The organism is Acerihabitans sp. TG2 (assembly GCF_035013185.1).
In the GTDB taxonomy this organism is placed as follows: domain Bacteria; phylum Pseudomonadota; class Gammaproteobacteria; order Enterobacterales; family Enterobacteriaceae; genus Acerihabitans.
In genome coordinates, this window is sequence record NZ_JAYGJO010000014.1 from 18,328 (window position 1) to 44,809 (window position 26,482).

General features: G+C 50.2%; 22 protein-coding genes. 12 read left to right on the plus strand and 10 right to left on the minus strand.

Features of this window, described 5'->3' with window-relative positions:
- Window positions 1-106: 106 nt before the first annotated feature.
- From SJI19_RS13595 to SJI19_RS13605, 3 genes are read right to left on the minus strand one after another with little or no spacing between them, the layout of a single operon-like run.
- On the minus strand, window positions 107-1,525 hold the full coding sequence (locus SJI19_RS13595) for an efflux transporter outer membrane subunit (protein ID WP_323478805.1): 1,419 nt from the start codon (window positions 1,523-1,525) through the stop codon (window positions 107-109).
- Window positions 1,518-4,658: an efflux RND transporter permease subunit gene (locus tag SJI19_RS13600; protein ID WP_323478806.1), complete on the minus strand. Its 3,141-nt coding sequence runs from the start codon at window positions 4,656-4,658 to the stop codon at window positions 1,518-1,520. Before SJI19_RS13600 ends, SJI19_RS13595 begins: the two co-directional genes overlap by 8 nt.
- Window positions 4,659-4,668: 10 nt before the next feature.
- The gene (locus SJI19_RS13605; RefSeq protein WP_323478807.1) at window positions 4,669-5,805 is read right to left on the minus strand and encodes an efflux RND transporter periplasmic adaptor subunit; all 1,137 of its coding nucleotides are present in this window, start codon (window positions 5,803-5,805) and stop codon (window positions 4,669-4,671) included.
- Window positions 5,806-6,159: 354 nt separating this feature from the next.
- On the opposite strand from SJI19_RS13605, the gene SJI19_RS13610 reads away from it, so the two are divergent.
- Entirely contained in the window at window positions 6,160-6,783 is a 624-nt protein-coding gene (locus SJI19_RS13610; RefSeq protein ID WP_323478808.1) for a TetR/AcrR family transcriptional regulator, read from the plus strand.
- Between the two features lie 631 nt (window positions 6,784-7,414).
- Here SJI19_RS13610 and SJI19_RS13615 read toward each other — a convergent pair.
- Window positions 7,415-8,806 carry an NAD-dependent succinate-semialdehyde dehydrogenase gene (locus tag SJI19_RS13615; RefSeq protein ID WP_323478809.1) on the minus strand — a complete coding sequence of 464 codons (1,392 nt, stop codon included), beginning with the start codon at window positions 8,804-8,806 and terminating at the stop codon, window positions 7,415-7,417.
- Between the two features lie 388 nt (window positions 8,807-9,194).
- Between SJI19_RS13615 and SJI19_RS13620 the strand changes: the two genes are divergently transcribed.
- Both SJI19_RS13620 and SJI19_RS13625 read left to right on the plus strand, forming a co-directional pair.
- Window positions 9,195-10,364 carry a metallophosphoesterase gene (locus tag SJI19_RS13620; RefSeq protein ID WP_323478810.1) on the plus strand — a complete coding sequence of 390 codons (1,170 nt, stop codon included), beginning with the start codon at window positions 9,195-9,197 and terminating at the stop codon, window positions 10,362-10,364.
- A 260-nt stretch (window positions 10,365-10,624) separates the two neighbouring features.
- Window positions 10,625-11,968 (plus strand): hypothetical protein, encoded by a 1,344-nt coding sequence (locus SJI19_RS13625; protein WP_323478811.1) that lies wholly within the window; start codon window positions 10,625-10,627, stop codon window positions 11,966-11,968.
- Between the two features lie 53 nt (window positions 11,969-12,021).
- Here the strand turns inward: SJI19_RS13625 and SJI19_RS13630 are convergent, their stop codons facing one another.
- Window positions 12,022-12,705, minus strand: coding sequence for a type 1 glutamine amidotransferase domain-containing protein (locus SJI19_RS13630; protein WP_323478812.1), 684 nt, complete (start codon window positions 12,703-12,705; stop codon window positions 12,022-12,024).
- Window positions 12,706-12,859: 154 nt separating this feature from the next.
- Window positions 12,860-14,014 (minus strand): iron-containing alcohol dehydrogenase, encoded by a 1,155-nt coding sequence (locus tag SJI19_RS13635; RefSeq protein ID WP_323478813.1) that lies wholly within the window; start codon window positions 14,012-14,014, stop codon window positions 12,860-12,862.
- Between the two features lie 199 nt (window positions 14,015-14,213).
- On the opposite strand from SJI19_RS13635, the gene SJI19_RS13640 reads away from it, so the two are divergent.
- Window positions 14,214-14,825, plus strand: a complete 612-nt coding sequence (locus SJI19_RS13640) for a TetR/AcrR family transcriptional regulator (protein WP_323478814.1) — start codon at window positions 14,214-14,216, stop codon at window positions 14,823-14,825.
- Window positions 14,826-14,971: 146 nt separating this feature from the next.
- Here the strand turns inward: SJI19_RS13640 and SJI19_RS13645 are convergent, their stop codons facing one another.
- Window positions 14,972-15,196 carry a hypothetical protein gene (locus SJI19_RS13645; protein WP_323478815.1) on the minus strand — a complete coding sequence of 75 codons (225 nt, stop codon included), beginning with the start codon at window positions 15,194-15,196 and terminating at the stop codon, window positions 14,972-14,974.
- A 115-nt stretch (window positions 15,197-15,311) separates the two neighbouring features.
- Window positions 15,312-16,235, minus strand: a complete 924-nt coding sequence (locus tag SJI19_RS13650) for a LysR family transcriptional regulator (protein WP_323478816.1) — start codon at window positions 16,233-16,235, stop codon at window positions 15,312-15,314.
- A 208-nt stretch (window positions 16,236-16,443) separates the two neighbouring features.
- Between SJI19_RS13650 and SJI19_RS13655 the strand changes: the two genes are divergently transcribed.
- Genes SJI19_RS13655 through SJI19_RS13690 form a run of 8 tightly spaced genes read left to right on the plus strand, consistent with a single transcriptional unit; the run spans window position 16,444 to window position 24,136 of the window.
- On the plus strand, window positions 16,444-17,412 hold the full coding sequence (locus tag SJI19_RS13655; RefSeq protein ID WP_323478817.1) for a PDR/VanB family oxidoreductase: 969 nt from the start codon (window positions 16,444-16,446) through the stop codon (window positions 17,410-17,412).
- Between the two features lie 19 nt (window positions 17,413-17,431).
- Complete coding sequence (locus SJI19_RS13660; protein ID WP_323478818.1) at window positions 17,432-18,712, plus strand: cytosine deaminase; 1,281 nt, start codon at window positions 17,432-17,434, stop codon at window positions 18,710-18,712.
- Window positions 18,702-19,157, plus strand: a complete 456-nt coding sequence (locus SJI19_RS13665; protein WP_323478819.1) for a RidA family protein — start codon at window positions 18,702-18,704, stop codon at window positions 19,155-19,157. The genes SJI19_RS13660 and SJI19_RS13665 overlap by 11 nt, the downstream gene beginning before the upstream one ends.
- Before the next feature lie 22 nt (window positions 19,158-19,179).
- Window positions 19,180-20,061, plus strand: a complete 882-nt coding sequence (locus SJI19_RS13670; protein WP_323478820.1) for a creatininase family protein — start codon at window positions 19,180-19,182, stop codon at window positions 20,059-20,061.
- Between the two features lie 14 nt (window positions 20,062-20,075).
- Complete coding sequence (locus SJI19_RS13675; protein WP_323478821.1) at window positions 20,076-21,059, plus strand: ABC transporter substrate-binding protein; 984 nt, start codon at window positions 20,076-20,078, stop codon at window positions 21,057-21,059.
- Entirely contained in the window at window positions 21,056-21,883 is an 828-nt protein-coding gene (locus SJI19_RS13680) for an ABC transporter ATP-binding protein (protein ID WP_323478822.1), read from the plus strand. Before SJI19_RS13675 ends, SJI19_RS13680 begins: the two co-directional genes overlap by 4 nt.
- Before the next feature lie 4 nt (window positions 21,884-21,887).
- Window positions 21,888-22,703, plus strand: a complete 816-nt coding sequence (locus tag SJI19_RS13685) for an ABC transporter permease (RefSeq protein ID WP_323478823.1) — start codon at window positions 21,888-21,890, stop codon at window positions 22,701-22,703.
- Between the two features lie 29 nt (window positions 22,704-22,732).
- Entirely contained in the window at window positions 22,733-24,136 is a 1,404-nt protein-coding gene (locus SJI19_RS13690) for an FAD-binding oxidoreductase (protein WP_323478824.1), read from the plus strand.
- A gap of 12 nt (window positions 24,137-24,148) precedes the next feature.
- On the opposite strand, the gene SJI19_RS13695 is transcribed toward SJI19_RS13690, so the two are convergent.
- Together SJI19_RS13695 and SJI19_RS13700 are read right to left on the minus strand one after the other, a co-directional pair.
- Window positions 24,149-24,787, minus strand: coding sequence for a hypothetical protein (locus SJI19_RS13695; RefSeq protein WP_323478825.1), 639 nt, complete (start codon window positions 24,785-24,787; stop codon window positions 24,149-24,151).
- A 283-nt stretch (window positions 24,788-25,070) separates the two neighbouring features.
- Window positions 25,071-26,312 (minus strand): glycoside hydrolase family 28 protein, encoded by a 1,242-nt coding sequence (locus SJI19_RS13700; RefSeq protein ID WP_323478826.1) that lies wholly within the window; start codon window positions 26,310-26,312, stop codon window positions 25,071-25,073.
- Between the last annotated feature and the right edge of the window lie 170 nt (window positions 26,313-26,482).

The following is a 26,482-nucleotide window of genomic DNA, read 5'->3' on the forward strand; positions in this document are numbered from 1 at the left end:
GGCCAAATGCCTGCGGGGCTTGCTTGCCACCCACGCAGACACCTTGTCGCTGACTTAAATGTCATCCTCAAAAAAAGCCGCGACGAGAGCACATGAAATCCTCGCTTTATTGTTTCCAGCCCCCACCCAGTGCTTTATACAGCGTAATTTGTTGATTCAACAAACCAAGATGGGTAGTAATCTCCGATTGTTGTGCGGAATAGAGCTCTCGTTGCGCCACTAACACATTTAAAAAATTATCGACGCCTGCATGAAAACGCAGGGTGGAAAGGTCGTAATTACGTTGATTAGCCGCCGTGTCTAACTGACGAGCGCTAAGTTCATCTTTGTACGTTGCCTGCCCCGCCAGCGAATCCGCAACATCCTTGAAGGCCTGCTCAATAGCCTGCTCGTAATTTGCCACTTCGATTCGTTTTGATAGCTTGGCAATATCCAAATTGGCGCTGTTCACGCCACCATCAAAGATCGGTATACTCACCGAAGGGACAAAGGACCAGTTGGCGGTCCCGGCGCTGAAGAGATGATCAAGGCTACTGCTTGCCGATCCCCCCGAGGTCGTCAGGCTGATACTGGGGAAGAAAGCGGCACGAGCCGCGCCTATATTGGCATTGGCCGCTTTCAGTGTATGTTCGGCCGCAATAATATCCGGGCGACGCGCCAATAGATCTGAAGGCAAACCCACCGGCGTTGCCGGAAAATGCCAGTTATTATCCAATTTGGCATTTTGCATAACGGATGTGGGTAATGCCGCGCCCACCAGTAGCGTCAACGCATCCAGATCCTGTTTCACCTGGCGAGTATATTTCGCCACATCCGCTTGGGCCGCCCGTACCGTGGTTTCCGCCTGGGCTAAATCCTGCGATGTACTGACGCCATAGTCATAGCTGCGCTTAGTCAGATCGTAAGAGCCCTGCTGACTTTGCATCGTTTGTTCAGCCAGTTTTAGCAAATCATTGTCGGAACACAGCGTCAGATAGCCCGTGGCCACGTCTGAAATCAGGCTGATCTGGGTCGCCTGCTGCGTGGCGGCGCTCGACAGATAACTTTCCAACCCCTCATCTTTCAGGCTACGCAACTTGCCGAAAAAATCCAACTCCCACGACGTTACGCCCAACCCGCCCTCATATTGATGATACGTTGCCGGACCGGTGCTTTGGGTGCTGTATAACCCTCCCGGCAAGTGTGCCGAAGTCTGACTCGCAGTGGCATCAATGGTGGGGAGCAAGGCAGCCCGGTCGATCCGGTATTGGGCTCGGGCCTTTTCGACATTCAGCACTGCGACCTTGAGGTCGCGATTGTTGGTTAACGCCAGGATAATCAACTGGCGCATCTCAGGATCGGTGAAAAACTGTTGCCATCCCGTATCCACCACATTCGGCATTGACTGCGGCCCTTTAGTCGATTGTTCCCAATGATTAACCACCGGCAACGCAGGTCGATGATAGTCCGGTTGTAAGGTACATCCTGTCAGTAACGCTGAAACAACCACAGCACTCACTGATAAAGACCTGACAGGATTACTCATCGGCGGACACCTCATTTTGACGACTAGTGGATAACGTTTTGCGACCTGTAAATAGACGCACCACAACAACATAAAACATCGGTACAAAAAATATGGCCAGGAAAGTGGCGGTGATCATGCCGCCAATAACCGCAGTCCCAATCGAATGCTGGCTACCCGCGCCCGCACCATGTGAGAGGGTCAGCGGCAGCACGCCCAGAATAAACGCCATTGACGTCATGATGATCGGGCGAACCCGAAGTTTAGCCGCGGCTATTGCGGCTTCGACAATATCTTTGCCCTCCTTTTCATGCAGATCTTTGGCAAACTCAACGATCAGAATGGCATTTTTTGCCGCCAGCCCCACGGTGGTCAGCAACCCAACCTGGAAGAACACGTCATTTTCCAATCCCCGTAATAACACCGCACCAATGGTCCCCAGTACGCCTAACGGGACCACCAGTAATACCGAGATGGGAATAGACCAGCTTTCATACAGCGCAGCAAGACAAAGAAACACAATGATGACCGAGATACCGTACAGTGCTGGTGCTTGGGAACCTGAGAGCTGTTCTTCATAAGACAAACCATGCCATTTCACTTCAAATCCCGGCGGTAATTTGGCAGCGATTTCCATTACCGCCTTGGTTGCGTCCCCTGAGCTATAACCCGGCGATGGCGAACCCATGATCTCAACGGAAGAGACCCCATTAAATCGTTCCATACGGGGTGAGCCATAGACCCATTTTCCGCTGCCGAACGCAGAGAACGGGACCATCTGATTACTGCTATTACGGAAATACCATTGTTTCATATCTTCTGGCGTAACCCGCGAAGACGCACGGCCTTGGATATAGACTTTTTTGACACGCCCCTGATACAAAAATTGATTGATATAACTCGAGCCCCAGGCCGCAGAAAGCGTATCGTTAATATCCTCAAGACTTAATCCCAGCGCCCGCGCCCGTTCATCGTCAATAATAAGTTGATACTCGGGTTCATCTTCCATGCCATTGGGACGCACGGCAGTAAGACGGGTATCTTGTGAGGCCAGTTGTAAAAATTGATTACGAGCCGCCATTAACGCCTCGTGCCCCTGTCCATTAATATCCTGCAAAAAGAAGTCAAAGCCGGTAGCATTACCTAACTCCATCACCGATGGCGGCACCAGGGCATATATTTTAGCGCTCTTAACATTGGCAAAATATTGCATAGCCCGCCCAGCAAGGGCTTGCACCGTATCTTCGCGACGGCGTTCACTCCAGTCCTTTAATCGCACGAAGGCCATACCTACATTTTGTCCCCGCCCGGCAAAACTAAACCCATTGGCGGTAAAAACCGACTGAACCGTCGCGCTTTCCTTGTTAATCAAATAATCCTTCACCTGCATCAACACTTCTTGGGTTCGTTCGGATGATGCATTGGCCGGCAGGGTAACCTGTACCATCATCGTGCCCTGGTCTTCATCAGGGAGGAAAGAACCGGGAACTTTGGTAAACAAAAAGCCGGTAACAACCACAATCCCCAGATAGATCAACAGGAACAGACCACGTCGAGAAATAACCCCGGCCACGCTTTTACTGTATATCACCGTCCCTGCATCGAATTTACGATTAAACCAGCCGGAAAATCCGCGTTTGGCTTTTTCCTCGTCGGTGGGTTTTAGCAAGGTGGCGCAAAGCGCCGGGGTGAAAATCAGTGCCAGCAGCACTGACAGAGCCATGGCCGAAACAATGGTGATAGAGAACTGGCGATAAATAATCCCGGTCGAACCACCAAAAAAGGCCATCGGCACCAGTACGGCGGAAAGAACTAACGCAATGCCGAACAGCGCGCCCTGTATTTGGCCCATGGATTTTTTGGTGGCCTCCTTGGGACTTAATTTTTCACTACTCATTACGCGTTCGACATTTTCCACTACCACTATTGCATCATCCACCAACAGTCCAATAGCCAAAACCATGGCAAACATCGTCAGTGTATTAATGGAATAACCGAAGGCCGCGAGGATACCGAAGGTGCCCAACAGTACCACCGGCACCACCAGGGTAGTGATAATAGTCGCACGTAAATTCTGCAAAAACAGGAGCATTACGCAAAACACCAGCACGATAGCTTCAAGCAGCGTTTTCACCACTTCGTGTATTGAAGCGCTAACCACCGGCGAAGTGTCATAAGGAAATTCAACTTTTACCCCCGCAGGCAGCGAAGAGTGCAGACTATCTATAGTTTGTCTGACCGCTTTGACGGTATCGAGAATATTGGCGCCACTGGCAAGACGCAGCGCGATACCGGCTGACGGTTTCCCATTGAAGGTGGAGGAAATACTGTAGTTTTCCGGTCCCAAATCGGTGGTGGCTACGTCCTTAATCCGCACCTGAGAGCCATCGGCATTGACTTTCAATAAGATATTTTCAAATTGTTTAACGCTGGATAACCGTGTTTTCCCGATGATGGTCGCACTGGTTTTTGTTCCAGGCAACGTCGGTGTGCCGCCGATTTTACCTGAGGAAATCTGTACGTTTTGTTGAGCGATCGCCGTGGAAACATCACTGGGAACAAGCTGGTATTGGTCGAGTTTGGCAGGGTCAAGCCAAATCCTCATACCATATTCAGCACCCATTAACGTATAGTCGCCCACCCCCTTGCTACGCAAGATCGGGTCCTGCAGTTTGGAAACCAGCAGGTTCCCCAAATCGGCATCGCTGAGCTTACCATCTTCAGATATTAGGCTGATAACCATCATAAAGTTGGCTTGATATTTGGCTACGCGCAATCCCTGTGACGTGGCTTCAGAAGGCAATTGGGCTTCTGCCAGCGAGACCTTGTTTTGCACCTGTACCTGGGCGATATCGGGATCGGTGCCCTGATCAAAAGTGGCAATAATCGTGGCACTGCCATCACTGCTGCTCTGGGATTCAATATAACGTAAATTGTCCAACCCATTGAGTTGCTGCTCAATAACCTGCACTACGGTGCTTTGTACCGTTTGCGCGGAGGCGCCGGGATAGGTTACGTTGACGGAGATTGCCGGCGGGGCAATGTTCGGATATTGGTTGATAGGCAATGTCAGGATCGACAATCCACCTGCCAACATGATGATAATAGCGACGACCCAGGCGAAGATCGGACGCTCGATAAAAAACTTCGACATTGGTTAACCCTTATCGTGCACTTGGATCGGTCATAGATAAATTATTGGTCACCGAGGGTGCGGTCTTATCTTCAATTTGTTCAGTGGCCTTAACGTTGCCGCCCACCCTCACGTTTTGTAATCCTTGTGTAATAACCCGCTCCCCGGCCCTCAGCCCTTGCGTGACCAACCACGAATCGCCGTACATCCGATCCGTTGTGATAGTGCGTTGCTCGACGGTATTATCATGGGTGACCACATACACATAAGGTCTGCCCTTCACATCCCGTCCTACCGCTTCTTGCGCTACCAAAATCCCTTGTTCCTGTACTCCTTGCGATAGCATGGCATGCACAAACATGCCCGGTAGCAGCTCACCACCGGCGTTGGGAAATGACGCTCGCATCGTGACCGAGCCGGTACCTTCATCCACCGTCACTTCAGAAAATTCGAGCTTACCCTCATGGGAATAGTGACTGCCATCCGCCAAGATCAAACCCACCGCGGCGGCATTATCACCTGCGGACTTCAGTTTTCCGGATGCCAGCGCGTGCCGTAGCCGCAACAGATCCTGCGATGACTCGGTAACATCAACATAGATAGGATTCAGTTGTTGGATTGTGGTCAAATATGAAGATTGGCCATTGGTCACCAGGGCACCTTCGGTGAACAATGAACGTCCGATATGCCCTGATATGGGGGCAAGAACTTTGGTATAAGTGAGATTAACCCGTGCAGTTTCAACATCCGCCGCGGCTTCTTTCTCTGAGGCTACCGCATCATCATATTGCTGCTGGCTAATGGCATGCGCCTGGGATAATGATTTGTAACGCTTAGCCAAGGCACTGGCATTCGCCAGTGTCGCCGCCGCCTTGTCATAAGCTGCCTGATAAGTCGCGGGATCGATTTGGTAAAGTTGTTGCCCCGCTTTAACATCTGAGCCTTCGACAAAATAACGTTTAAGGATAATGCCATTGACCTGGGGTCTAACCTCAGCACTGCGAACGGGTGACGTTCTGCCAGGGAGGCTGGTTGACAACGCGACGGGTTGCGTATGCAGCGTCATGACATCAACTTCAGGGATAACCGCCTGGATCCTGGGTGACGCGGCGCGATCACAAGCAGAAAGCAATATAACCATAGAGGCTATGTAAATTTTACGATGCATAGTTTTACTCTTGCAAAATGATGGGAACAATACCCAGCCCCCTTCCAAGACAACGGGTGCCGAAGGGTAAACTGATATGTACGTCGTGCTTGGTTTAAGGAGTGCCGTACGAGGAGATAAGATGCCAAACAAGCACCCGACGATCAGGATAGTGAAAAAAGTCTTCAGAATTCAGTGGGGCGGGTTTTGCCTTCAGAAAGTGGAGCCGGCATAACCCTCTAAAAAAACACAAAAACAAAGACATAAAATCACCCTCATAACTGTACGAATACGTTCACATTTAAACATACACTCACTTTCCCATAATGACAATATAAATGTACAATGTTGGACAGTTATAAACAGGAGGACAACATGCGCGTTAAAACTGAAACCCGCCGTCAGGCGATTATTGCCGTGGCGGGAGAATTATTCCTGCAACATGGTTATGCAGCGGTTTCAATGGCAGCAATCTCAGCAAAACTGGGTGGTTCGCGGGTTACGCTGTATAACTATTTCGCTACCAAAGAACAGTTATTTGAAGCTTATGTTATTGAGGCAGGCAGTGAACGTAGCAAGGCAATACTCAACTTCCATGATCAGTGCGTTACCGATCTGCGCAGCCGTCTTTTCAACCTAGGAAAAAGCTATTTGGCACTGGTGCTGGATAGCCAAGTATTGGCTATCCACCGCATGATCATTGGGGAAGTTGGCCGTTTCCCCGAACTGGCGAGTATATTCTACGAAAGTGGTGTTAAAATCATTTTGCAACAAATCCAGTCGATACTGGCAGCTGAAATAAAACCGGGTCGTTTAAGAACCTCGTGCCCCAAGACCATGGCTTTGCATTTTAGGGCACTATGTGAAGCAGGAAACGTCGAATGGCGGTTGTGGGGACTGCGAGAAGAGATAAATGAACAGAGTTCTGATCAGACATTATTTACTGCCATAGATGCCTTTCTAGAAATATATGCTGACAGCCCACGGGATGTGGGTTGATAATGAAAATTCCCACCGACTTAATAATATCTGTTAATCCCTTTAATATCTCCGGTGCACGTTTGAATAAGACTGCTAGCGGTGGGCTTTGGACTGTCAGCGCTGTTGATAGTATAAAACGCAGGCTTTGACATTTCAGTCACAAAAAATTGCCCGCATCGGACAATGGCGGGCAATGGAATGCAAATCTTGGATTATAAACTCAACGGCTCTCTGACCGTATATCAATTATAGTGCAACTGGTGGCTGGCGTGTGTTTAGATTATGTTTTGAAAACGTACAGATTTGAAAGGAAAGATGCATTTCTCAGGATCGAGTAGGCCGCAGGATGACTCCCGTTGTCCTCTCACATACCTTGACCCCCTGTTTGCTAAGCCTTCAATTGATGACGACACAGAGGAGGTTAAGATTGCTGCCATACATCCGGACTTTATGTGAGGTTATGCCCCTGTCCCTGATGGAATTGGCTGATCGGGCTCTTATCACCACCACGTGCTGGACGCGATGTTGCAGTGACCGTCTGAATCCACATGGCTGGATACTGCATGATATGGTTACGCGGATGCGGTATTTGTACGAGTTAAGGAAAACAGGCCAGCCCCAAGTGAGTCAGGGCTGGCACTGGCAGCTATCAGAAGCCGCCATCGATATCGGTCACGCCAATCAACTTATGATTGACGAACTCTTTCAGCCCAAGGCCGATAAGCTCACGGCCATAGCCTGAACGACGCACTCCGCCAAACGGTAAATCAGCTTTCACCGCAGTCGGGTGGTTGATATAAACCATGCCGGTGGATATCTGCGCGGCAACCTTGCGGCCGCGGTCGATATCCTGGGTGAACACTGAACCGCCCAGTCCGAACGGAGAGTCGTTGGCGATTTCAATAGCATGTGCTTCATCTTTGGCCTTGAAAACCAGCGATACCGGGCCGAAGAATTCCCAGTAATACGCTGGGTTGTCCTTTGTCAGGTCGGTGAGAAGCACCGGCTGCACAAAAGCGCCCTGCGTCGGCACGTTGGCACCGATCGTGGTCAACGTCGCCCCATGACCAACGGCCTGATCCACCTGCTTGCGCACATCGTCGGCCGCGCCCTGAGAGGACAGCGGTGCCAGGGTTGTCGCCGGGTCCAGGGGATCGCCAGCCTTGAGCTGCGCCACGCCGGCCTGGTACTTCGCCATAAAGGCATCATAGACAGCTTCAACCACGATGATACGTTTGGACGAGCAACACACCTGGCCAGCATTCCAGTGGCGTCCGAATACCGCCCACTTGGCTGCCTTGTCTACATCGGCATCTTCCAGCACCACAAAAGCATCGGCGCCACCCAATTCCATGGTGGATTTTTTCAACGCCTTACCGGCCTGTGACGCCACTATCGCGCCCGCATCTTCCGAACCGGTCAGCGCAACACCGTGCACGCGGGGATCGTTAATGATGGTTTCGAGTTGGTCGCGGGTGGCGTAAAGGTTCTTGAATCCGCCCACCGGCAGACCGGCCTCCAGCATCAGCTTCTCAAACATATCGGCGGATTGCGGCACGTTGGACGCGTGCTTAAGCACCACTACGTTGCCAGCAGCCAGCTGCGGCGCGATGATACGAGCAATTTGGTAGTAAGGGAAATTCCACGGTTCGATGGCCAGAATGATACCCAGGGGCTCGTTCACCAACCAGGCCTCGATCACCGCCGGATCCTTCGACGGCAGAGTTTCCGGTGCCAGTTGTTGCTCGGCATTCTCGACATAGTACTCAAAGATCGCGGCCGATAATTCGACCTCCGCCTCTGCTTCGCCCAACAGCTTACCCATTTCCAGCGTCAGCATCTTCGCGTATTCGGTGTGCTTGGCTCGCAGCAGGTCGGCTGCTTTTTGCAGCACGGCAACACGATCGGCTACACTCGTGGTTTTCCATTGCCGGAATGCAGCATCGCCTTGATCCAAGGCTCTTGAGACCTCGGCATCGGTAGCGTTGGGAAACGTCTTGATGGTTTTTCCTGTATAGGGATTGATTGTTGCATAGGCCATATTTCATTCCTTTTTTTATTACAGGGAGTTACCCCGAAAAAAACAGCCCGAAAACCAGGTTAAAATTCGAGATCACTATCTTAAACGTCAAATATTCTTTCTCTTGGATCAACATAACAAAGATAGTCGAACATTCACCGAACCTTTAAATAATGATCTCAATCAATATACGCTTATGGACTCACTGTTCAAGCGATCCGGTGTTGGTTAAACATAAACCAATAGCCTGTCCAGTGCACGCCGCGCAGCAAAAAATGAGGTTGAACAGAGTAAATATGCACTGAAGGTGAGAGCACCGACACACTATCTCCAAGGTTTACCGATGCGCATTATTCGTATTTAATACGATACTTGACGTTTTCGCGTTAAAGCAAAAGGAAGATTGTCTATGCTTCGCACTGCATTTTTTATTCGTCTCATCAGCATCGTCACTCTTTTGCATGTGTATATCGGCATGCGGCTCATTCCTGCCCTGTCTATCGCGACGCCCTTCAAATGGCTCGCGGCGCTACTGTTGGTGGCCTCTATTTTGCTGATCCCGCTCGGCATGGCGGCGCGCAGTATAAAAAAACAGCCGCTGTCAGACCGGCTCGCGTGGGTAGGCTTGCTCATGATGGGCGTTTTTTCGTTGCTGTTGGTGCTGACAGTGCTGCGCGATATGGTGTTTTTTTTGCTCCAGGTGGTGTTCCGCTTGCAGGGCATCACCCCCATTGCCATGGCGGAGTTCACCGCCACCAGCGCGCTGTGCGTGCCTCTATTTGCCCTACTGCTCACGTTGTTGGGTGTCTATAACGCGCGTCGCAATGCGCCGGTTAAGATGATCGATGTCCCGATCGCAGGACTGGCGACGGCGCTCAATGGCTTTAAAATTGTGCAGATCAGCGACATTCATATCGGCCCAACCATTAAACGCGGTTATGTCGAGAAAATCGTGGCAACCGTCAATGCGCTCAAGCCGGATCTGATTGCGGTGACCGGCGATGTCGTCGATGGATCCGTGTCGCAGCTGGAGGCTGATGCTCGACCGCTAGGCGCCTTATCCGCACGGCACGGCACATTTTTCGTCACCGGCAATCATGAATATTATGCCGGCGCGGAGACATGGATTGTGGAGTTTCGTCGGCTGGGTTTTACGGTGTTGATGAACCAACATGTGGTGATTAACCACGATGGCGCACGCGCCATCGTGGCGGGCGTGACGGATTACAGTGGCGGTAACTTCGACCCGGCGCACACCAGCGATCCGCACAAAGCCCTGCACGGCGCACCGCACGATATCTTGTTCCGGCTATTGCTTGCCCATCAGCCACGCAGTGCACCAGCAGCATCAGCGGCAGGTTTCACGCTGCAATTGTCCGGCCACACGCATGGCGGCCAGTTTCTGCCCTGGCAATACGTTGTTCGGTTACAGCAGCCGTTTGTTCACGGACTGTCCAAGCTCAATGATCTCTGGGTATACACCAGCCGCGGCACGGGCTACTGGGGGCCGCCGATACGCCTGGCTGCGCCGTCTGAAGTCACGCTCTTGCGTCTGGTTACGGCTACGTCTACCATTTGATCGAAGGCGTCATCAATACGGATATCACCCAAAAGCAACTGCGCACAGTGTGGTAAACCTGTCATTTTTTAATCCTGCATTTATTTTATTGTAAATAATATTTAATGTTATTATTTATAATAACATTACCAGTCATCGGCATGTATCCATTAATTTTCTATGCATTATTAACTTATACATCAAAACTTAGTTAGACAATATTCTAATAAGTGCGCTATTATTCGGTTGTTCCCGTTAAAAAACACCGTAAGGTAAATCAAGTGTACACCAATACAATGAGCACCACGTCGACTGTCACACCTATTAATAAATCAGAAAATATAATAAACAGTCATTTCACGAGCAAGTCGCTTTATGGGCGTGATGTAGTATTAATCAACCCTTTTATCGGTGGTAACGGGGATCATGTTTTAGCAAATAAAATAGCCAACATTGCATTAAATGAAGGCTGCCGGGTAACCATTTCATCCGTAGATGCTAATGAACCAAAAAAAATCATTTTACGCAACTTGTCTATGCGCGATAACGTCGTACATACAATAGGAGAACTGTATAATCCTATTTTTGTGGTTGCACCCCTTGATATTTTTAATTCGACCTATTTGGTGGACCATATCAATCAATTATGCGATAAATATCAGTTTCCTAAACACGATATTGTGCTTATTGAAGAAATGGATCTGTTATGTTCAAAAAATAAAGGTCTGAGTCACTACGAAACAGTAATTGATGGTATTGGCTTTGAAAGAATCAGTGCATATAATTTAGGATTTGGCGTAGATTCAATCGGTTACTTGCCAACAGATACCGGTACAAAAGATGCCATCAAAGCACGATTCAAAGGAGAATTGCTAAAATTAATTGACAGTAATAATATGTCTCTGGCACAGGACAGTCATTACCATTTGGCATATATCAGTTCAAAACTCATGATCACCGGCATGCAAGTTTTCATTGCGAACACCCTCAGTGAAACGATGACAGAGGATAAAGATCATAATTACATTATGGTAATGCGTCAATTAAACAGCGAGGTTAAACATAAGTTGCCAACGGCATTAAAAGATATACTTGAATTAAAAAATGACCAGTTTGACCTCCTTGGACTCTTTGCCAAAGCGACACTGTTTTTCGCCAACCCAGACAATGGTAATCTGACGCGTTCCATAGAAATTACTGGGCAAGGGAAGGCCAAGATAAATGTTGTTATTACCCAGTCTTTGCCACATCCTATTTTCGAAGATTTCATGTGTTTGTCTCATTCGGGTATGGCGAGTGGGGACCAATCGCTTGGAGAATTTTTGTCTCTGACCGGTAAGATGCCTTATTATGATACGCAAACCTGGAAATATCCGCTGGCGCAGGCGATAATGAACATGGGTGGAGCCGAGTTGCAACAATATATTGCCCAAAAAATAGTGGGTGTCAAACCCGTTTCTGCGGAAATATTTTATCAATTAGCTGCAAATCAAAATCAGCCCGAACCCAGCCCTGAGATACACAGCCAGCAGGATGAACTGGACCGCAAGCTATCATCCCGTACCGCAACCGAGGTTATCCGTAAGCACTTTATGGCTCGCAAAAATACGTTAAGCCGAGCCTAAAAACCTGACGTTTGAAGACCCGGCTGCGCGTTAACTTTGTTTATTTTTAGGTGTTATTTCGATTCTAATAACTTCAGCATCTCATGCGCCACCAACGCAGAAGATGCAGGGTTCTGACCGGTGATCAGTTGGCCATCGATCTGCGCAAAGGGCATCCAGTCAGGGCCTTTACTGTATTGGCCACCATTGGCGACCAGCATGTCTTCAACCAGGAAGGGTACAACGTCAGTTAATTGAACGGCTGCTTCTTCGCTATTAGTGAAACCGGTCACCCGTTTTCCTTTAACTAAGGGTTCACCATTGGCCGCCTTGGTGTGGCGGAATATGCCAGGGGCATGACACACCGCGCCCAGGGGTTTCCCAGCAGCATAGATGCGCTCGATTAGCTCGATGGATTTGGCATCTTCAGCCAGATCCCACAATGGCCCATGACCGCCAGAGTAGAATACCGCATCGTAATCCGAGGCTTGGATGTCACTGAGTTTGTGGGTATGCGCGAGTAAACCCTGGCTGCCCAGATCCGCTTTGAAGCGATCCGTTGCCGCTGTCTGAAAATCGGGTTCGTCACTTTTGGGATCAATTGGCGGCTGGCCGCCTTTTGGTGAGACCAATGTGATGGTGGCACCAGCATCTTTAAAGACATAATAAGGCGCGGCGAACTCTTCAAGCCAGAACCCGGTTTTAAGGCCGGTAGTACCCAGTTGATCGTGCGAGGTTAGAACAATAAGAACTTTCATTTAGTATTCCATGTGTTGCCAACAGTGTTTAGCCAACAGTGCTGATCATATGATGTTGCCAACGTGCGTCTTCAGTTGGCCGACATGACGGCCGGCACGTTAACGGGCAAAAAGTAGGTGGGCAAAAACGTGCGGGCCCGTTGGCATAATGGGCTCACAGCGCCGCCTCTAGCACTTTGCGACTTTCAGCCAACGTCACTTCATGGCGTTCGCCTAATGCCACCATGCCATGTTCTTCAAGTTGTTTGAGGATCGCCGTGATGCCATCTTCACCAATGTCGTAAGCAGCAAGGTGGGTTGGCAGGCCAAGTGATTCGAAGAACGCGCGGGTTTTAGCAATAGCCGCATCGATGATGTCATCATCAGAGCCCTCAGTGATCTGCCAGACGCGTTTGGCGTATTGCAGTAATTTCTCTTGTTTTGCTACCCGGCGGATTTGCATCATGGCGGGTAATACCACCGCCAAGGTACGGGCGTGATCGATACCGTATTTAGCGGTCATTTCATGGCCGATCATATGAGTACCCCAGTCAGAAGGCACACCAGCAGCGATCAGTCCATTGAGCGCCAGGGTTGCGGTCCACATCAAATTGGCGCGCGCAGTGTAATCAGTCGATTCGACGGCAAGCGGACCTTGTTCAATAAGGGTTAGCAGTAAGCTTTCAGCAAAACGATCCTGAATAACACCACCCACCGGATAAGTCAGATATTGTTCCATCACGTGGATAAACGCATCAACCACCCCATTGGCCAGTTGGCGCTGCGGTAAGGTGTAGGTTTTGGTCGGGTCTAAAACCGAAAAACGCGGGAAGACGTTATTATTCAAGAACGGTAGTTTGGCACCACGGGATTTAATGGTGATGACCCCGCCATTATTCATTTCTGAGCCGGTAGCCGGCAGTGTCAGCACCGAACCGAATGGCATGGCTTGGGTGATTTTAGCGCCAAAAGAGCTGAGGATCTCAGTCGGGTCGCCTTCATACAGGCTAGCGGCAGCAACGAACTTAGTCCCATCGAGTACCGAACCCCCGCCCACCGCCAGCAAAAAATCTATCTTTTCTTTTTTTATCTGCTCTACGGCCAACATGAGTTTTTCAAAACTCGGATTAGGCTCAATGCCATTAAATTCTGAAACCTGACGTGAACCTAGCGCGGTGCGCACTTCGTCCAACGTACCGTTTTTACGTGCACTTTCACCACCCAATAAAATCAGCACATGCGCATGTGCAGGAACCAGCGTCGCCAGATCAGCGATACGTCCTTTACCAAACGCAATATGGGTCGGGTTGTAAAAATCGAAATTAAGCATGAGGTTCTCCGTTAGGGAAAAATTTGCCAGGCTGACGGGTATAGGCATCAGCGCAGTTCTAAACCAATGGCCATAACTTAACACTGATTAGACCGGTCGTCTAGTTGGCTTTTTTTGTATTTGCAATTTTTGCCAAACACGTTGAAAATGCCTTCATTGATTATTAGACGATCGGTCTAATCTCTGTGGAAAACGAATCATGGCAACTGAACATAAAGATGTCCGGCAACATATCCTCGATACCGGCAAGCGGGTGATTGTAGGCAAAGGGTTTTCAGCCGTTGGGCTGTCTGAGATCCTGGGAGCCGCAAAAGTACCAAAAGGGTCTTTTTATCATTACTTTAAATCGAAGGAATCTTTTGGTGAGGCATTACTGCAAGATTACTTTACCGATTACAACCAGCGCCTGCAAAGCGTACTGACGGATCGTAGCAGGACCGCTGCAGCACGTTTGATGACCTACTGGCAATGCTGGCAAGAAACCCAGGAAGGTGACGATCTGACAGGTAAATGTCTGGTGGTTAAACTCAGTGCCGAGGTGTCTGATCTCTCTGAGATCATGCGTGAGGCGTTAAAACACGGAACAGAAAACCTGCTTGCACAGCTCAGTGCCTGTATTGCCGAAGGCATTCAGGATGGTTCCTTATCTGCTGATTTGATTCCGGAACACAGCGCACTGGCCCTTTATGAATTGTGGCTGGGGGCGACGCTGCTGACGAAATTGCGCCGTGATAGCAGTGCGCTGGATCAAGCGATGCTAACCACCCTTAGGCTTTTGCAACTATCGGACGCTGACATGGCCAGTCATTAAGACTTGGCGCCCACGACGGGAAATGCCTGGGGATTTTTTACTGATTAAGTTGTATTGGTCACGGTGTGTTGGTAAAGGCTGGCGCAGTTTGCCAGAAAGCACATCATGCTTAATAACAGAAAATCCCCTCAGAATCAGCGCCTCATTTAAATTTCTTTGTATTCGCGAGCGCAAGATAACTGATTGATATAGTTACGCAACATTGTTGCAGACGACCGATTCTGGCCGTCATGAAGATAATGCACCTGCTGCAGGACTTCGTGGTTAACGTCAGGACTAAGCGCCTCAAGTTCCGTGGTAGCAAGGCCTTGTAGCAGCTTTTCCTCACCTGATTCGGCATTGGCGCACATGATTTTATGGCATAACGGCATAACAAGCCCTCCCGTTTGATGTTTATTTTTTATAGACTGCTTTATACAGCAAGTTTGCTTTTTCCTCTGCAACCTTTGATTCACACAACCGCAAAACACACCATAATTGTGCAAATTAGCGTTGGCTAGTGCTGCCACTGTGAATTTGGCTAAACAACACCTCTACCTGCTTGAGCATCATTGATGCTGCCAGAGACAGTTGCCGTGACGGGGATACGCACAGCGCCAGGGTAAATGATTTAAGCTGTGGATCGGTAAGCGGGATAAACGCCAGTTGGTCGTTGGCGATCTCATCCAAGATGTCCAGGCGGCACAATACACCAATCCCTATTTGCTCCTTAATCAAGGAGCGAATCATGTGAATGTTATTAGAAACAGCGGCTTCTTTAACCGAAATACCCGTAATATTCACCAGTGCATCGACCGGTTCGCATAGCATCAGCGGGGCAGACGGCAGGATAAACGGGTATTCAGTACACTGATTAAAACGAATACCGCTTCTGCCCTCCAGGGGATGCCCTTTAGGGACCACAATTCCAATAGCAATTTCGGTAAAGGCGCGGACCTGTAACTCTCTTGAGCTTTGAGGATTGAGCATAATGCCAAAATCGGCATCGCCGGATATCAGCGCCTGTTCTATATCAACATTGTTCATGGTGGTTAATGTAAAGGAAATATTGGGGTATTCGTGATGTACCTTTTTTAGCATCGCCGAGAAAAAATTCCGGTTGATGGCATCAATAGTGGCAATGCGCACATGACCACGTCTGAGCCCCCGCAGGTCATCAAGTTGCTCACATACCCGGTTAAAATCTTTTTTCCAGTTATTGGCCGCATGCAGCAGCAGTTCGCCCGCGGCGGTTAACCTCAGCCCCGTCGGATGGCGTTCAAACAATGGCATAGCCAGCTCTTTTTCTACCCGGAGTATCTGTCTGTCGATAGACGACGCCGCGACGTGCAAGGTTTCTGAGGCTTTGCGAAACGATCCCTGGCGGCTAACTTCAGTGAAATACAGCAAAAACCGCGAGAATGCGAACATAGTTAACCTGCTCTCTTTTATGCAACGGGTTGTGCGAATCAAAGCTCTGGACGCAACAGTTTTATCACAATAACGTATCGTTCATGACAACGGAAACATTCGTTTCACAGATTCATCAACCAGCAGCGGATATCTATCCTGCTCGATGTTTAACTGGTAGGGATGCCACTAGGTATCAACATACATTCTATTTTTACGGTAACCGCTAATGAAACACACTGACCTGATTCCTGTATCCATCAAAACAATGACCGAAAACGGTCTGGGAAATGTGTCAATACAGATGGTCGCGCAGCAAGGTGGTGTTTTACCGGCTTATTCCCCAGGCGCTCATATTGATATTTTCATTCCCGATATTGGCACTCGACAATACTCACTTTGTACCGAATGTAACCACACAGACCATTATGAAATTTGTGTTAAATTGGCGGACCTGTCTGCCGGTGGGTCAGATTTCATTCATCATCGTCTCAAGCCCGGTGATAGCCTGAGTATCTCAGCACCCCGTCATCATTTCCCGTTGCCCGCAGCAGGACGCTATTTACTGTTTGCCGGGGGCATCGGCATTACCCCCCTGTTGGCAATGGCTGAAAATTTCGCCAATCAAGGCATTGATTTTGAGCTGCATTACTATGTTTCTGATGTTAAGGAAATTGCATTTAAACACCGTCTACATGCGTCACATCTGGCGAAACAGGTCTACCTGCATGGCAGCGACACCCATGATTCCCTTCGCGATACAACGCCGGTATGTTTATGCCATCCAGACCAAGATACTGCCGTCATTGCCTGCGGGCCAGACGGTTTTGTCCAACGCCTGAAAGAAATTATGCAACGGTATCAATGGAAACCCTCTCAATTATCCTTTGAACGATTCACTCATGCTGAATTGGATAAAAAAACGGAAAATCAGGATTTTTATATTGAACTGAATTCCACCGGGCAACGTTTCCTCGTCAAGCCTGACCAAACAATTGCCGAAGTCTTATTAAGTGCCAAAATCGACATTATGCTGTCCTGCGAACAAGGGATGTGTGGCGCCTGTATTACCGAGGTTATCGACGGAATTCCCGAACACCGGGATTGTGTGCTCAGCGAGGACGAAAAAGCACAGAACACGCAGATGACGTTGTGTTGTTCGCGCTCGAAAAGCCCGGTTTTGGTGCTGGATCTGTGATGCCTATGTGGAGCTATAGATGAGTATGCCCATGGCCCAAACGCAACTTAACGGCATCAGCAACGCCCGTTTACCCGTATGGGCGCTGCCCGCCGACTGGCCGATGCACCATGGCGAACCGCTGACAGCTGATATTGGTTTTGCCGACGGGATGATTTCCTCGCTCTCGCCGACAAAATCGTCTCAGTGTGCGTTATGGAACCTCGATGGCGCATTGGTCCTGCCGGGGCTGATTGAACCACACGCCCATCTGGATAAGACCTTCACCATCGGGCGCAGCCGTCCGGCTGGGCCGGGTTTATTAGCCGCCATTGACGCCATGCAACAGGATCGTTGGCACTGGAACGCACAAGATATTCATCAGCGTGCCGCCCAGGGATTGGCACGGGCAGCAGCACACGGCGTCTCGCACTTGCGCACCCATATTGATTGGTTCGACGCGACGGCGCCGGCTGCCTGGTTGGAAATGGCCAAACTTGAGCAACCGGGTGTCACCTTGGAGCGGGTTGCATTGGTACCGCTGGTTTTTTTTGCCGATGCAGCCACGGCAGATGCCATTGCACAAGCCGTAGCACACAGCGGTGAGCACGGCTTATTGGGCGGATTTATTCACTCGTCCAACTGGGATCCGGCGGCGATGGAAAATTTGATGCTGAGCGCCGCTCGCTGGCATTTGAATCTGGATCTTCATATTGACGAGGAACTGGGCAAAACCGCAAACGGGCTGGTCTGGTTGGCTGAGTATCTGTCCAACCACGAATTTCCAGGCCACATTTGCTGCAGCCACGGCTGTGCGCTGGCTTCTGGCGGTGAACAACAGGCAAAACAAGTGCTGGCCTTATTGGCCAAACAGCGCGTTACGCTGATCGCGCTGCCCATGACTAACCTGCTGTTGCAGGATGCGGTCGTGGGCCGAACGCCGCGCCAGCGCGGGATAACGCTATTAAAAGAGGCGCAAACCGCAGGGGTTCCAACCCTGCTGGGTTGTGACAACGTTCAGGATGCCTTCTGTCCGGCAGGCAGCTATGACCCGCTCGATACCCTGACCTGCGGGATGTTCGCCGCCCAGCTTGAGGATGTTTTCGACCAGCAGTCACGGCTCATCTGTGATCTGGCCGTGTTGACCGGTGCAACCCGTGCTGGCTCTCCGCTGGTTGTCGGAAACGCCGCCAATATCGTGATTTTTCCCGGTAGCGACCGCTTTACTTGGCCATTAAACAGTGCTGCGCGTCTGGTGATTAACCACGGCAAGCTTATCTATCAACGGATGTGGGATCAGGAGCATATCAATGAGTCTTGACGCAGGTGCAGGTAAACCCCTTGCGCACTATGCCGCTTGGCGTCGCGCCGGTGATTTTATCTTTCTCTCCGGCATTATTCCCGTCAATCCGCTGAGCGCGACATTGGTGCGCGGTTTTCAGGATATCCCCGCCGAGGCGCGGCAACTCCTGGGCGAAACGGGTGAGTTTTCTACGGATGCCAAACAGGGGCCGATTCTCGCACAAAGCTGGTATGTGCTCGAAAGCATACGTCAAACCGTTGAATCGGCGGGGGGACAAATGAGCGATGTGATCAAACTGGTGCAATATTTTCGCCACCTCGACCACTTTCCCTATTACAGCCGGGTAAGAAAACTGTTTTACCCCGAACACCCGCCGGCATCTACCGTGGTGCAGGTCAGTGAAATGCTGCCCAGTGCAGAGGTGCTCATTGAAGTTGAAGCGACGGTGTGGTTACCACAATAATTTCTGACACAGAGGCACAGCCATGATCAACGGTTATATTCCTGCCGCACGCTTTCTCCCTTTCCTTAGCTGGACGGCGATTGCGGCCCTGCCAGACAAAGCCAATACCGTTATCGTATTACCGACGGGCGCTATTGAACAGCACGGTCCTCATTTGCCGTGCTCAGTAGACAGTGTCATTTCCTCCGGAGTAGCCGGTCATGCACTCGCTCGCCTGTCGGCTGAGATTCCGGCTTATGCCATCCCACCGATAACGTACGGTAAGTCGGATGAACATCTGAATTTTCCCGGTACGCTGACCCTGACCGGTAGCACACTACTGCAGACCATTCTGGAGGTGGCCGAATCGCTCTATCGCGCGGGTTTTCGCAAGCTGCTGATGATCAATGGCCACGGCGGACAGCCGCAGGTATTGCAGATGGCTTCACGTGAAATGCGCCTGCGTCACGGCGATATGGTCATGATCCCTCACGACGTGTTTAACGTTCCCAATGTGGCAAAACAATTTTTGAGTGCTCAGGAGCAAAAAATGGCCATGCACGCAGGCCACAGCGAGACCGCCCTGATGCTGGCCCTGGCCCCTGAATGTGTTCATATGGAACACGCTGTTGCCCACTATCCACCGGAATTCCCTTGCCCGACACTGTCTAGCGGCCGCCCTGCTGCAGCCTGGGTCGCTTACGATTTTGGTCCCAGCGGCGTGATCGGCGATCCAACCCAAGCCACCGCCGAGCAAGGTCATGCCATTATTGATTCCTTGGCCGCCAGTTGGGCGCAAGCCATCACTGAGATCCACCAGATGGAATGGCGGGTGCGTAGCGAACCCACCTGGGGAAACCACCATTGGCACGGTTTTGTTCAATCCGCATTTACTCCACCGACATCTTCTTTGGTTTGTGAATAAAAGGGACTCCCATAATGAAAAATATGCGTACGCCAACTTATCCATTGCTTACTTTGCTGCTGATCAGTACCTCTTGGTCCACTCTGGCTGAAGAAAAATTCACTTTTCTCACTAACTGGTACGCTCAGGCGGAACATGGTGGTTTCTACGAAGCGCAGGCCAAAGGTTTGTATAAAAAAGCCGGACTTGATGTGACCATCAAAATGGGTGGGCCACAGGTCAACGTGATGCAACTGATGGCTGCAGGCCAAGCCGACTGTACTCTCGGCGACAATGGCCAAGCGCTCGAAACCTGGCAAGCGGGGGTGCATGCCATGACCGTCGCCACCGTATTCCAACATTCACCGACGGTGTTTATCAGCCACGATAAGATTGATAAACCACAACAATTAAAAGACAAAACGTTCCTGCTGGCCACCGAGGCCTATACCTCATTCTGGCCGTGGGCAAAAAGCGAATTAGGCCTGGGCAACGCCAAAATCCGTCCTTATACCTTTAGCGTGCAGCCTTTCCTGGCCGACAATAATCTGGTGCAGCAAGGTTACGTCACCTCAGAACCATTTTCGGTGGCCAAAGGGGGGAAACCTTTTTACGTCTATCCGCTCAGTGACTGGGGTTACCCGCCCTATGGCAACTCCATCATTTGCATGGCGGATACCGTTAAAAAACGGCCAACCGCCGTCGCGGCCTTTGTCAAAGCCTCCATGCAAGGCTGGAAAGCCTATCTGCAGGATCCCACCGAGGGTAATAAGCTGATCCACAAAGATAATCCGCGCATGGGTGTTGACCAGATTGAATTTGGCATCGCCCAAATGAAGAAATATCAGTTGGTCACCGGTGGCGATGCCCAAACCGACGGCATCGGCATTATTACCGAACCTCGGCTGAAAAAAACCTGGGATATGTTAGTGAAAAACAAGCTGATTGACGCTGATAAAGTCCCGTTTAACCAGACCTATACCCTCGACCTCATCAAAAACGCGAGGATCATGCCGTGAACACTGCGCAAAATTTGACCATCATGAGTCAACTGCGACCGCCGCGCCTGCCGACGACGCCTGCCATCGAGGTGCTGTCGGCAGAGAAAATCTACAGTAATGGCACACGTGCGCTGTTGCCGGTCAATCTGACGATCAATCAGGGTGAGTTTGTTACCCTGCTAGGGCCTTCGGGCTGTGGCAAAAGTACCTTGCTAAAGCTGGTCGCCGGTTTGGTCGAACCCAGCGACGGCAAACTGATGCTGTGGCGTCGTGACAGCCGTGAAAAAACGCAGGTGCCACTGTCCTTTGTGTTTCAGGAGGCCACGCTGATGCCGTGGAGCAATGTGCACAGCAACGTCCGTTTGCCGCTGGATTTAGCCGGGGTACCTCGCGCAGAGGCCAACACGCGTGTCAGCGAAGCATTGGCGTTAGTCGGGCTGGGCAAGTTTGCCAAGGTATTACCCCGGGAGCTTTCCGGCGGGATGCAGATGCGGGTGTCCATCGCCCGCGGGCTGGTGACCCGGCCTAAATTATTGCTGATGGATGAACCTTTTGGTGCACTTGATGAAATAACCCGCAACAAACTCGACAGTGACTTGCTCCGGCTATGGCAGGAGCAAGAGCTGACAGTGGTGTTTGTGACCCACTCGATTCATGAAGCCGTATTTCTTTCCCAACGAGTGATTATGATGGCGGCGCGACCAGGCCGGGTGGTGGAAGATATTGCCATTACCGAACCTTTCCCGCGCAACGATGATTTTCGCGTCAGCCCGGTTTTTTCACGCTATGCCAAGCGGTTGCAGGACAGCCTGCTGCACGCTAGCCAATCTGGTACGGAGTAAACGCATGAAAACCCATAAAACCGCCCCATGGATCGACAATCCACGTTTTCTCAAAATTATTTATCCGGCACTGGTCGCCGTGGTGATGCTTGCATTCTGGCAGGGCTCGGTCAGCTATTTCAACATTCCACAGTTTCTGGTGCCGTCACCGCTGGTCATGCTGCACAGCCTGTGGACTAACCTGGCATCACTGATGATGTCGTTATTGTTCACCCTGAAAATCACGCTTATCTCGTTTTTATTGTCAATTGTGATCGGTGCCGCTGTTGCTTTTTTACTGGTACAAAACCGCTTTGTGGAAACTGCGCTATTTCCCTACATTGTATTTTTGCAGGTGACACCGATTGTGGCCATTGCGCCGCTGATCATTATTTGGGTCAAAGATACCACACTCTCTCTGGTGGTCTGCGCTACCCTGATGGCAATATTCCCCATTATTTCCAATACCACTCAGGGGCTACGCAGCGTTTCACCAGGCCTGCTGAGTTATTTCCAACTGAGCCATGCCAGCCGATTACAAACGTTGGTCCGCCTGCGCATCCCTTCGGCTCTGCCCTACTTCTTTGGCGCGCTGCGCATTTCCAGCGGGCTTTCGCTGATAGGCGCCGTTGTTGCCGAGTTTGTTGCCGGTACTGGTGGCAGCAATACCGGTTTGGCTTATCAGATATTGCAGGCCGGCTACCAACTGGACATCCCACTGATGTTCGCCGCCCTGCTGTTAATTTCACTGACGGGCATTGTGCTGTTTGGGGTGATGTCCTGGATTTCGCATTGGGCGTTGAGCGCCTGGCATGAAAGCGAAGTCGTACAATCCCATTAACGCATCCATTATTTACGGGTAAAAAGAATATGGACAGTGAACAACGTCAGCGTGCGGTCGCACTAATACAGCAGACACTTCCTGACCTCGAGTGGACGTTACAGGCGGCAAAGGTCAAACGCCTTTCCCGTGATTTCCACTGGTTTAGTCCGCTACTGAACCAGCAACTGGAAGGTAAGCAGGCTGATGCGGTGGTTCGCCCACGCAATGAGGACGAATTGCATCGGCTGGTGTCAGCCTGTGTGCAACACCAATTGCCGCTGATGTTACGCGGTGGTGCAACGGGCAACTATGGTCAGTTGGTGCCGTTGCACGGGGGTATTCTCGTCGATATGACCGGCTTTAATCAGATTTGTGAGCTGAAAGACGGCGTAGTGCGTGCTCAAGCCGGTATTCGTTTGGTCGACATCGAAACGGTGACACGCCCGACAGGTTGGGAATTGCGCTGTATGCCGTCCACTTACCGGCTGGCCAGTTTAGGCGGGCTTTATGGTGGCGGCTTTGGCGGCATTGGCTCAATCAATTACGGACCGCTGGCCGCGCCGGGTAACGTGCTCAGCGTGAAGGTGATGACTATGGAGGCCGAACCCCGTATTCTGATCGTTCCCGCCCCCCAGGCACTGTTGTTACACCATGCTTACGGCACTAACGGCATTATTCTTGAGATTGAGCTGGCATTGGCTCCCGCCCACCGTTGGATCGAGCGGCTGGACGTGTTTGACGATCTCACTGACGCGCTGGACTACGCGAATACCTTTGCCCGCTCACCGGGACTGATAAAACGCGAACTGGCACTGTTTGGCGCACCAATCCCGCACTTTTTCACCCATTTGAACGGGCTTTACCAGGCACATCAGCACGCTGTCATCAGTATTATTGCGCAGGAAAGTGAAGGGTTGTGTGCAGACCTATTGCGCAAATCCCGGGGGCAAAATGCCGTGCGCCAGACCGCGGAACAGGCGCGTGACACCAACACATCGCTGATGGAATATTGCTGGAACCACACCACGCTGCATGCCCTGAAGGTCGACAGTTCCTTAACTTATGTACAAACGGCATTTGATCATACACATTATCGCGAACACATTCTCCATATGCATACCCTGCTCGGTAATGAGGTCATGTCGCATATTGAGTTTCTTCGCGACAATGAGGGAAATATCACCGCCAGTGGATTGCAGTTAGTGCGTTATTCAACGGAAGAACGATTAAATGAAATAATGCAAATATTCCGCGACAATCAGGTAAAAATAAACAATCCACACGTATTTCAAATTGAAGAGGGGAAACAAGGGAATATCCGCCCTGACGTGGTCTCGGTTAAGCAATGCCTTGACCCCAATGGCTTACTCAATCCCGGCAAACTGCGTGGATGGGATCTTCGCAATAGCTTAACCTTAGACGACAATCCCTTGTTGTTAGCGGATAACTAACGATTTACTCGATTAACAGGTGCTCTCATGCAATAACCGGGAATGCCGCTCAGCTAAACTTGATGAATACCATAGCGTGGCGAACAGGCAAAACGTATAACCCAGTAACTCAGTGCCTTCTTCAGCCATATTTTTCGCCACGCGCTGATAATCGCCTGATAGTATTCCTTTCCATAATATTTGCATGCCGAACAGGCGAGAAAATACCAATACGCACAATAAACCAGCAATCATCATTCCATAACTTGGATGTTTTAGGAATGCCACCAATCCGGTCAACGTAGTAGCCGGACGACGTAACGCGAATATGACACAGATGGCGGCTACGGCAGAAGCGAACCAAAACCAAGCACCTTGTCTGATGACATCCATTAAAAAATCCAATTCACGGATCAACATGCACGTAAAAAAACCGCCGACCAACACCAGGCTATGGCGTAGCAGAGGATACCGGTAGGCTTGATAGAAAAAGATTGATACCATCACCAACAGGAGAACTTCCTGAGTGATTTCGACCAAAGACGTCTCATGCACTGAATTATGTATCCAGTGAATATCAATAAACATCATCCCTATAATAAGACCAATAGCAATGGAACAAATAATAAACAAACCAAATCTTTCAAGTATAAAACGTAAATCTTGACGCATACAAACCTCAATGGCGATCTTTGACAGACTAATGATAATTTATTGTCATCACTTATTTTTGGCTATTGATGCGACTGTCTAAAAACCCAACAACATGGATGACATGGAACACTCAGCGCTGACAAGTAACCACTGAGTAAAATATACGCGTTATACAGCACAACAACGTAAATCGGTAAATATTGCTATCGTACCGGATGAATTAAATCATTCATTATCCCTTATTAATTTTACATACAATTTAGCGCGTTTAACTATCAGCTTTTACTCACTATAAGTAGGGTTATTCACATGATCCTGTGGCATCTTCTTGCGCCTTGCCCTGGATGATTGCGTATTTTTCATGCCAGACTGAGCCCTTTTTGATATGGAGGTTGTTGAACCTGACGCTTATCGGTTTTGTGTTGCTGTACCCCTCAATGCTAAAGGACCCTGCGGTCAACACCCGCACGTTGTTAAAGGTAATATCTCGAAACTCCGGTATCAAACTGCCACTGGCCGTGCTGTCATAATGGGTATCCAGTACAATGGGATGTTTCACGTTCTCCATGCACACGTTGTCATAGGTCACGCCGCTCACCAGCCCACCGCGTGAAGGGTCACTTTTGATGCGCAGGCCATTGGTGGTGCCGTTAAGGGTCAGCGTGCTGACCGTCACGTCACTGACGCCTTGGTTCACCTCGCTGCCGATAGACATACCGTGCCCGAAGCCAAAGTGGTTGTTCAGTATCGAAATATGAGAGGATGCCGCATTGCCGGCCTTGATCGCCACGTTGTCATCCCCGGTGCTAATGTTGCTGCGAGCGAGTGTGACGTTGGTTGATCCCATCGGGTCGACACCGTCAGTATTGCGGGCGCTGGCTGGGGTATTGATGGTGATAGCCCAAAGCGTCAGTCCGTTGGTTTTATTACTGGCGATGTGAAAATTCGGCGAGTTTTTCAAGGTGATCTGGTAAAGCGTGATGTTTTTTGAGTTATCAATCTGTATCAAACGAGGCGCGTTCTGTTTTTGGTGTTTATTTTTAGCGTCAGTGGCCAGTTGCCACCAGGTTTTACTTTTCCCGATCATGGTGGCATTACCCTGACCGTCAATGGTGCCTTGCCCGTAGATGCCGCTACCGACCGCATTTTTTATCCAGATAAACGGATTACAGCCTTTGCCTGAAGCGTCCAGCGTGCCGCAGGTGTGGTGACCGGTGTCATAGCGCGACGGATTGGCGATAGCGAAAAGAAAGGCCCCGTTGTCCACCCACAGGCTGACACCGGAAGGGAGTGTCAGTGGCCCGCTGTAGAATCTAGGGTGGTCCACCGTGGGTGACAGATGCACCGCCTTACCGCTGCCGCAGGTGTCAAGAGCATGCTGGATATTCTGAGTGGAATCGGCGGTGCCATTGGCATGGAGAACCTGGCAAGGTTGCGGGGGCACCGGCTGACTGACGGTGCGGGTGTCGCCCGCATGCGCTACGGCGATAAACAGCGTGGGTAGCAAGAATACCCAGCCTCTTGGCGTATCGGGATTTTGCATTTTTTCCCCTTGGTAACACAGCACTAGCGTCATACCTGCCTGGGTTGAACATCACTCATCAATTGCGGATCAACGGCTGACTGCCTGGACACCCAACAATGATATTAGACACTATTATGTCCTCAAATAGATAGAAGATGTCTTTATTTAATGAAGGTAATAATATTATT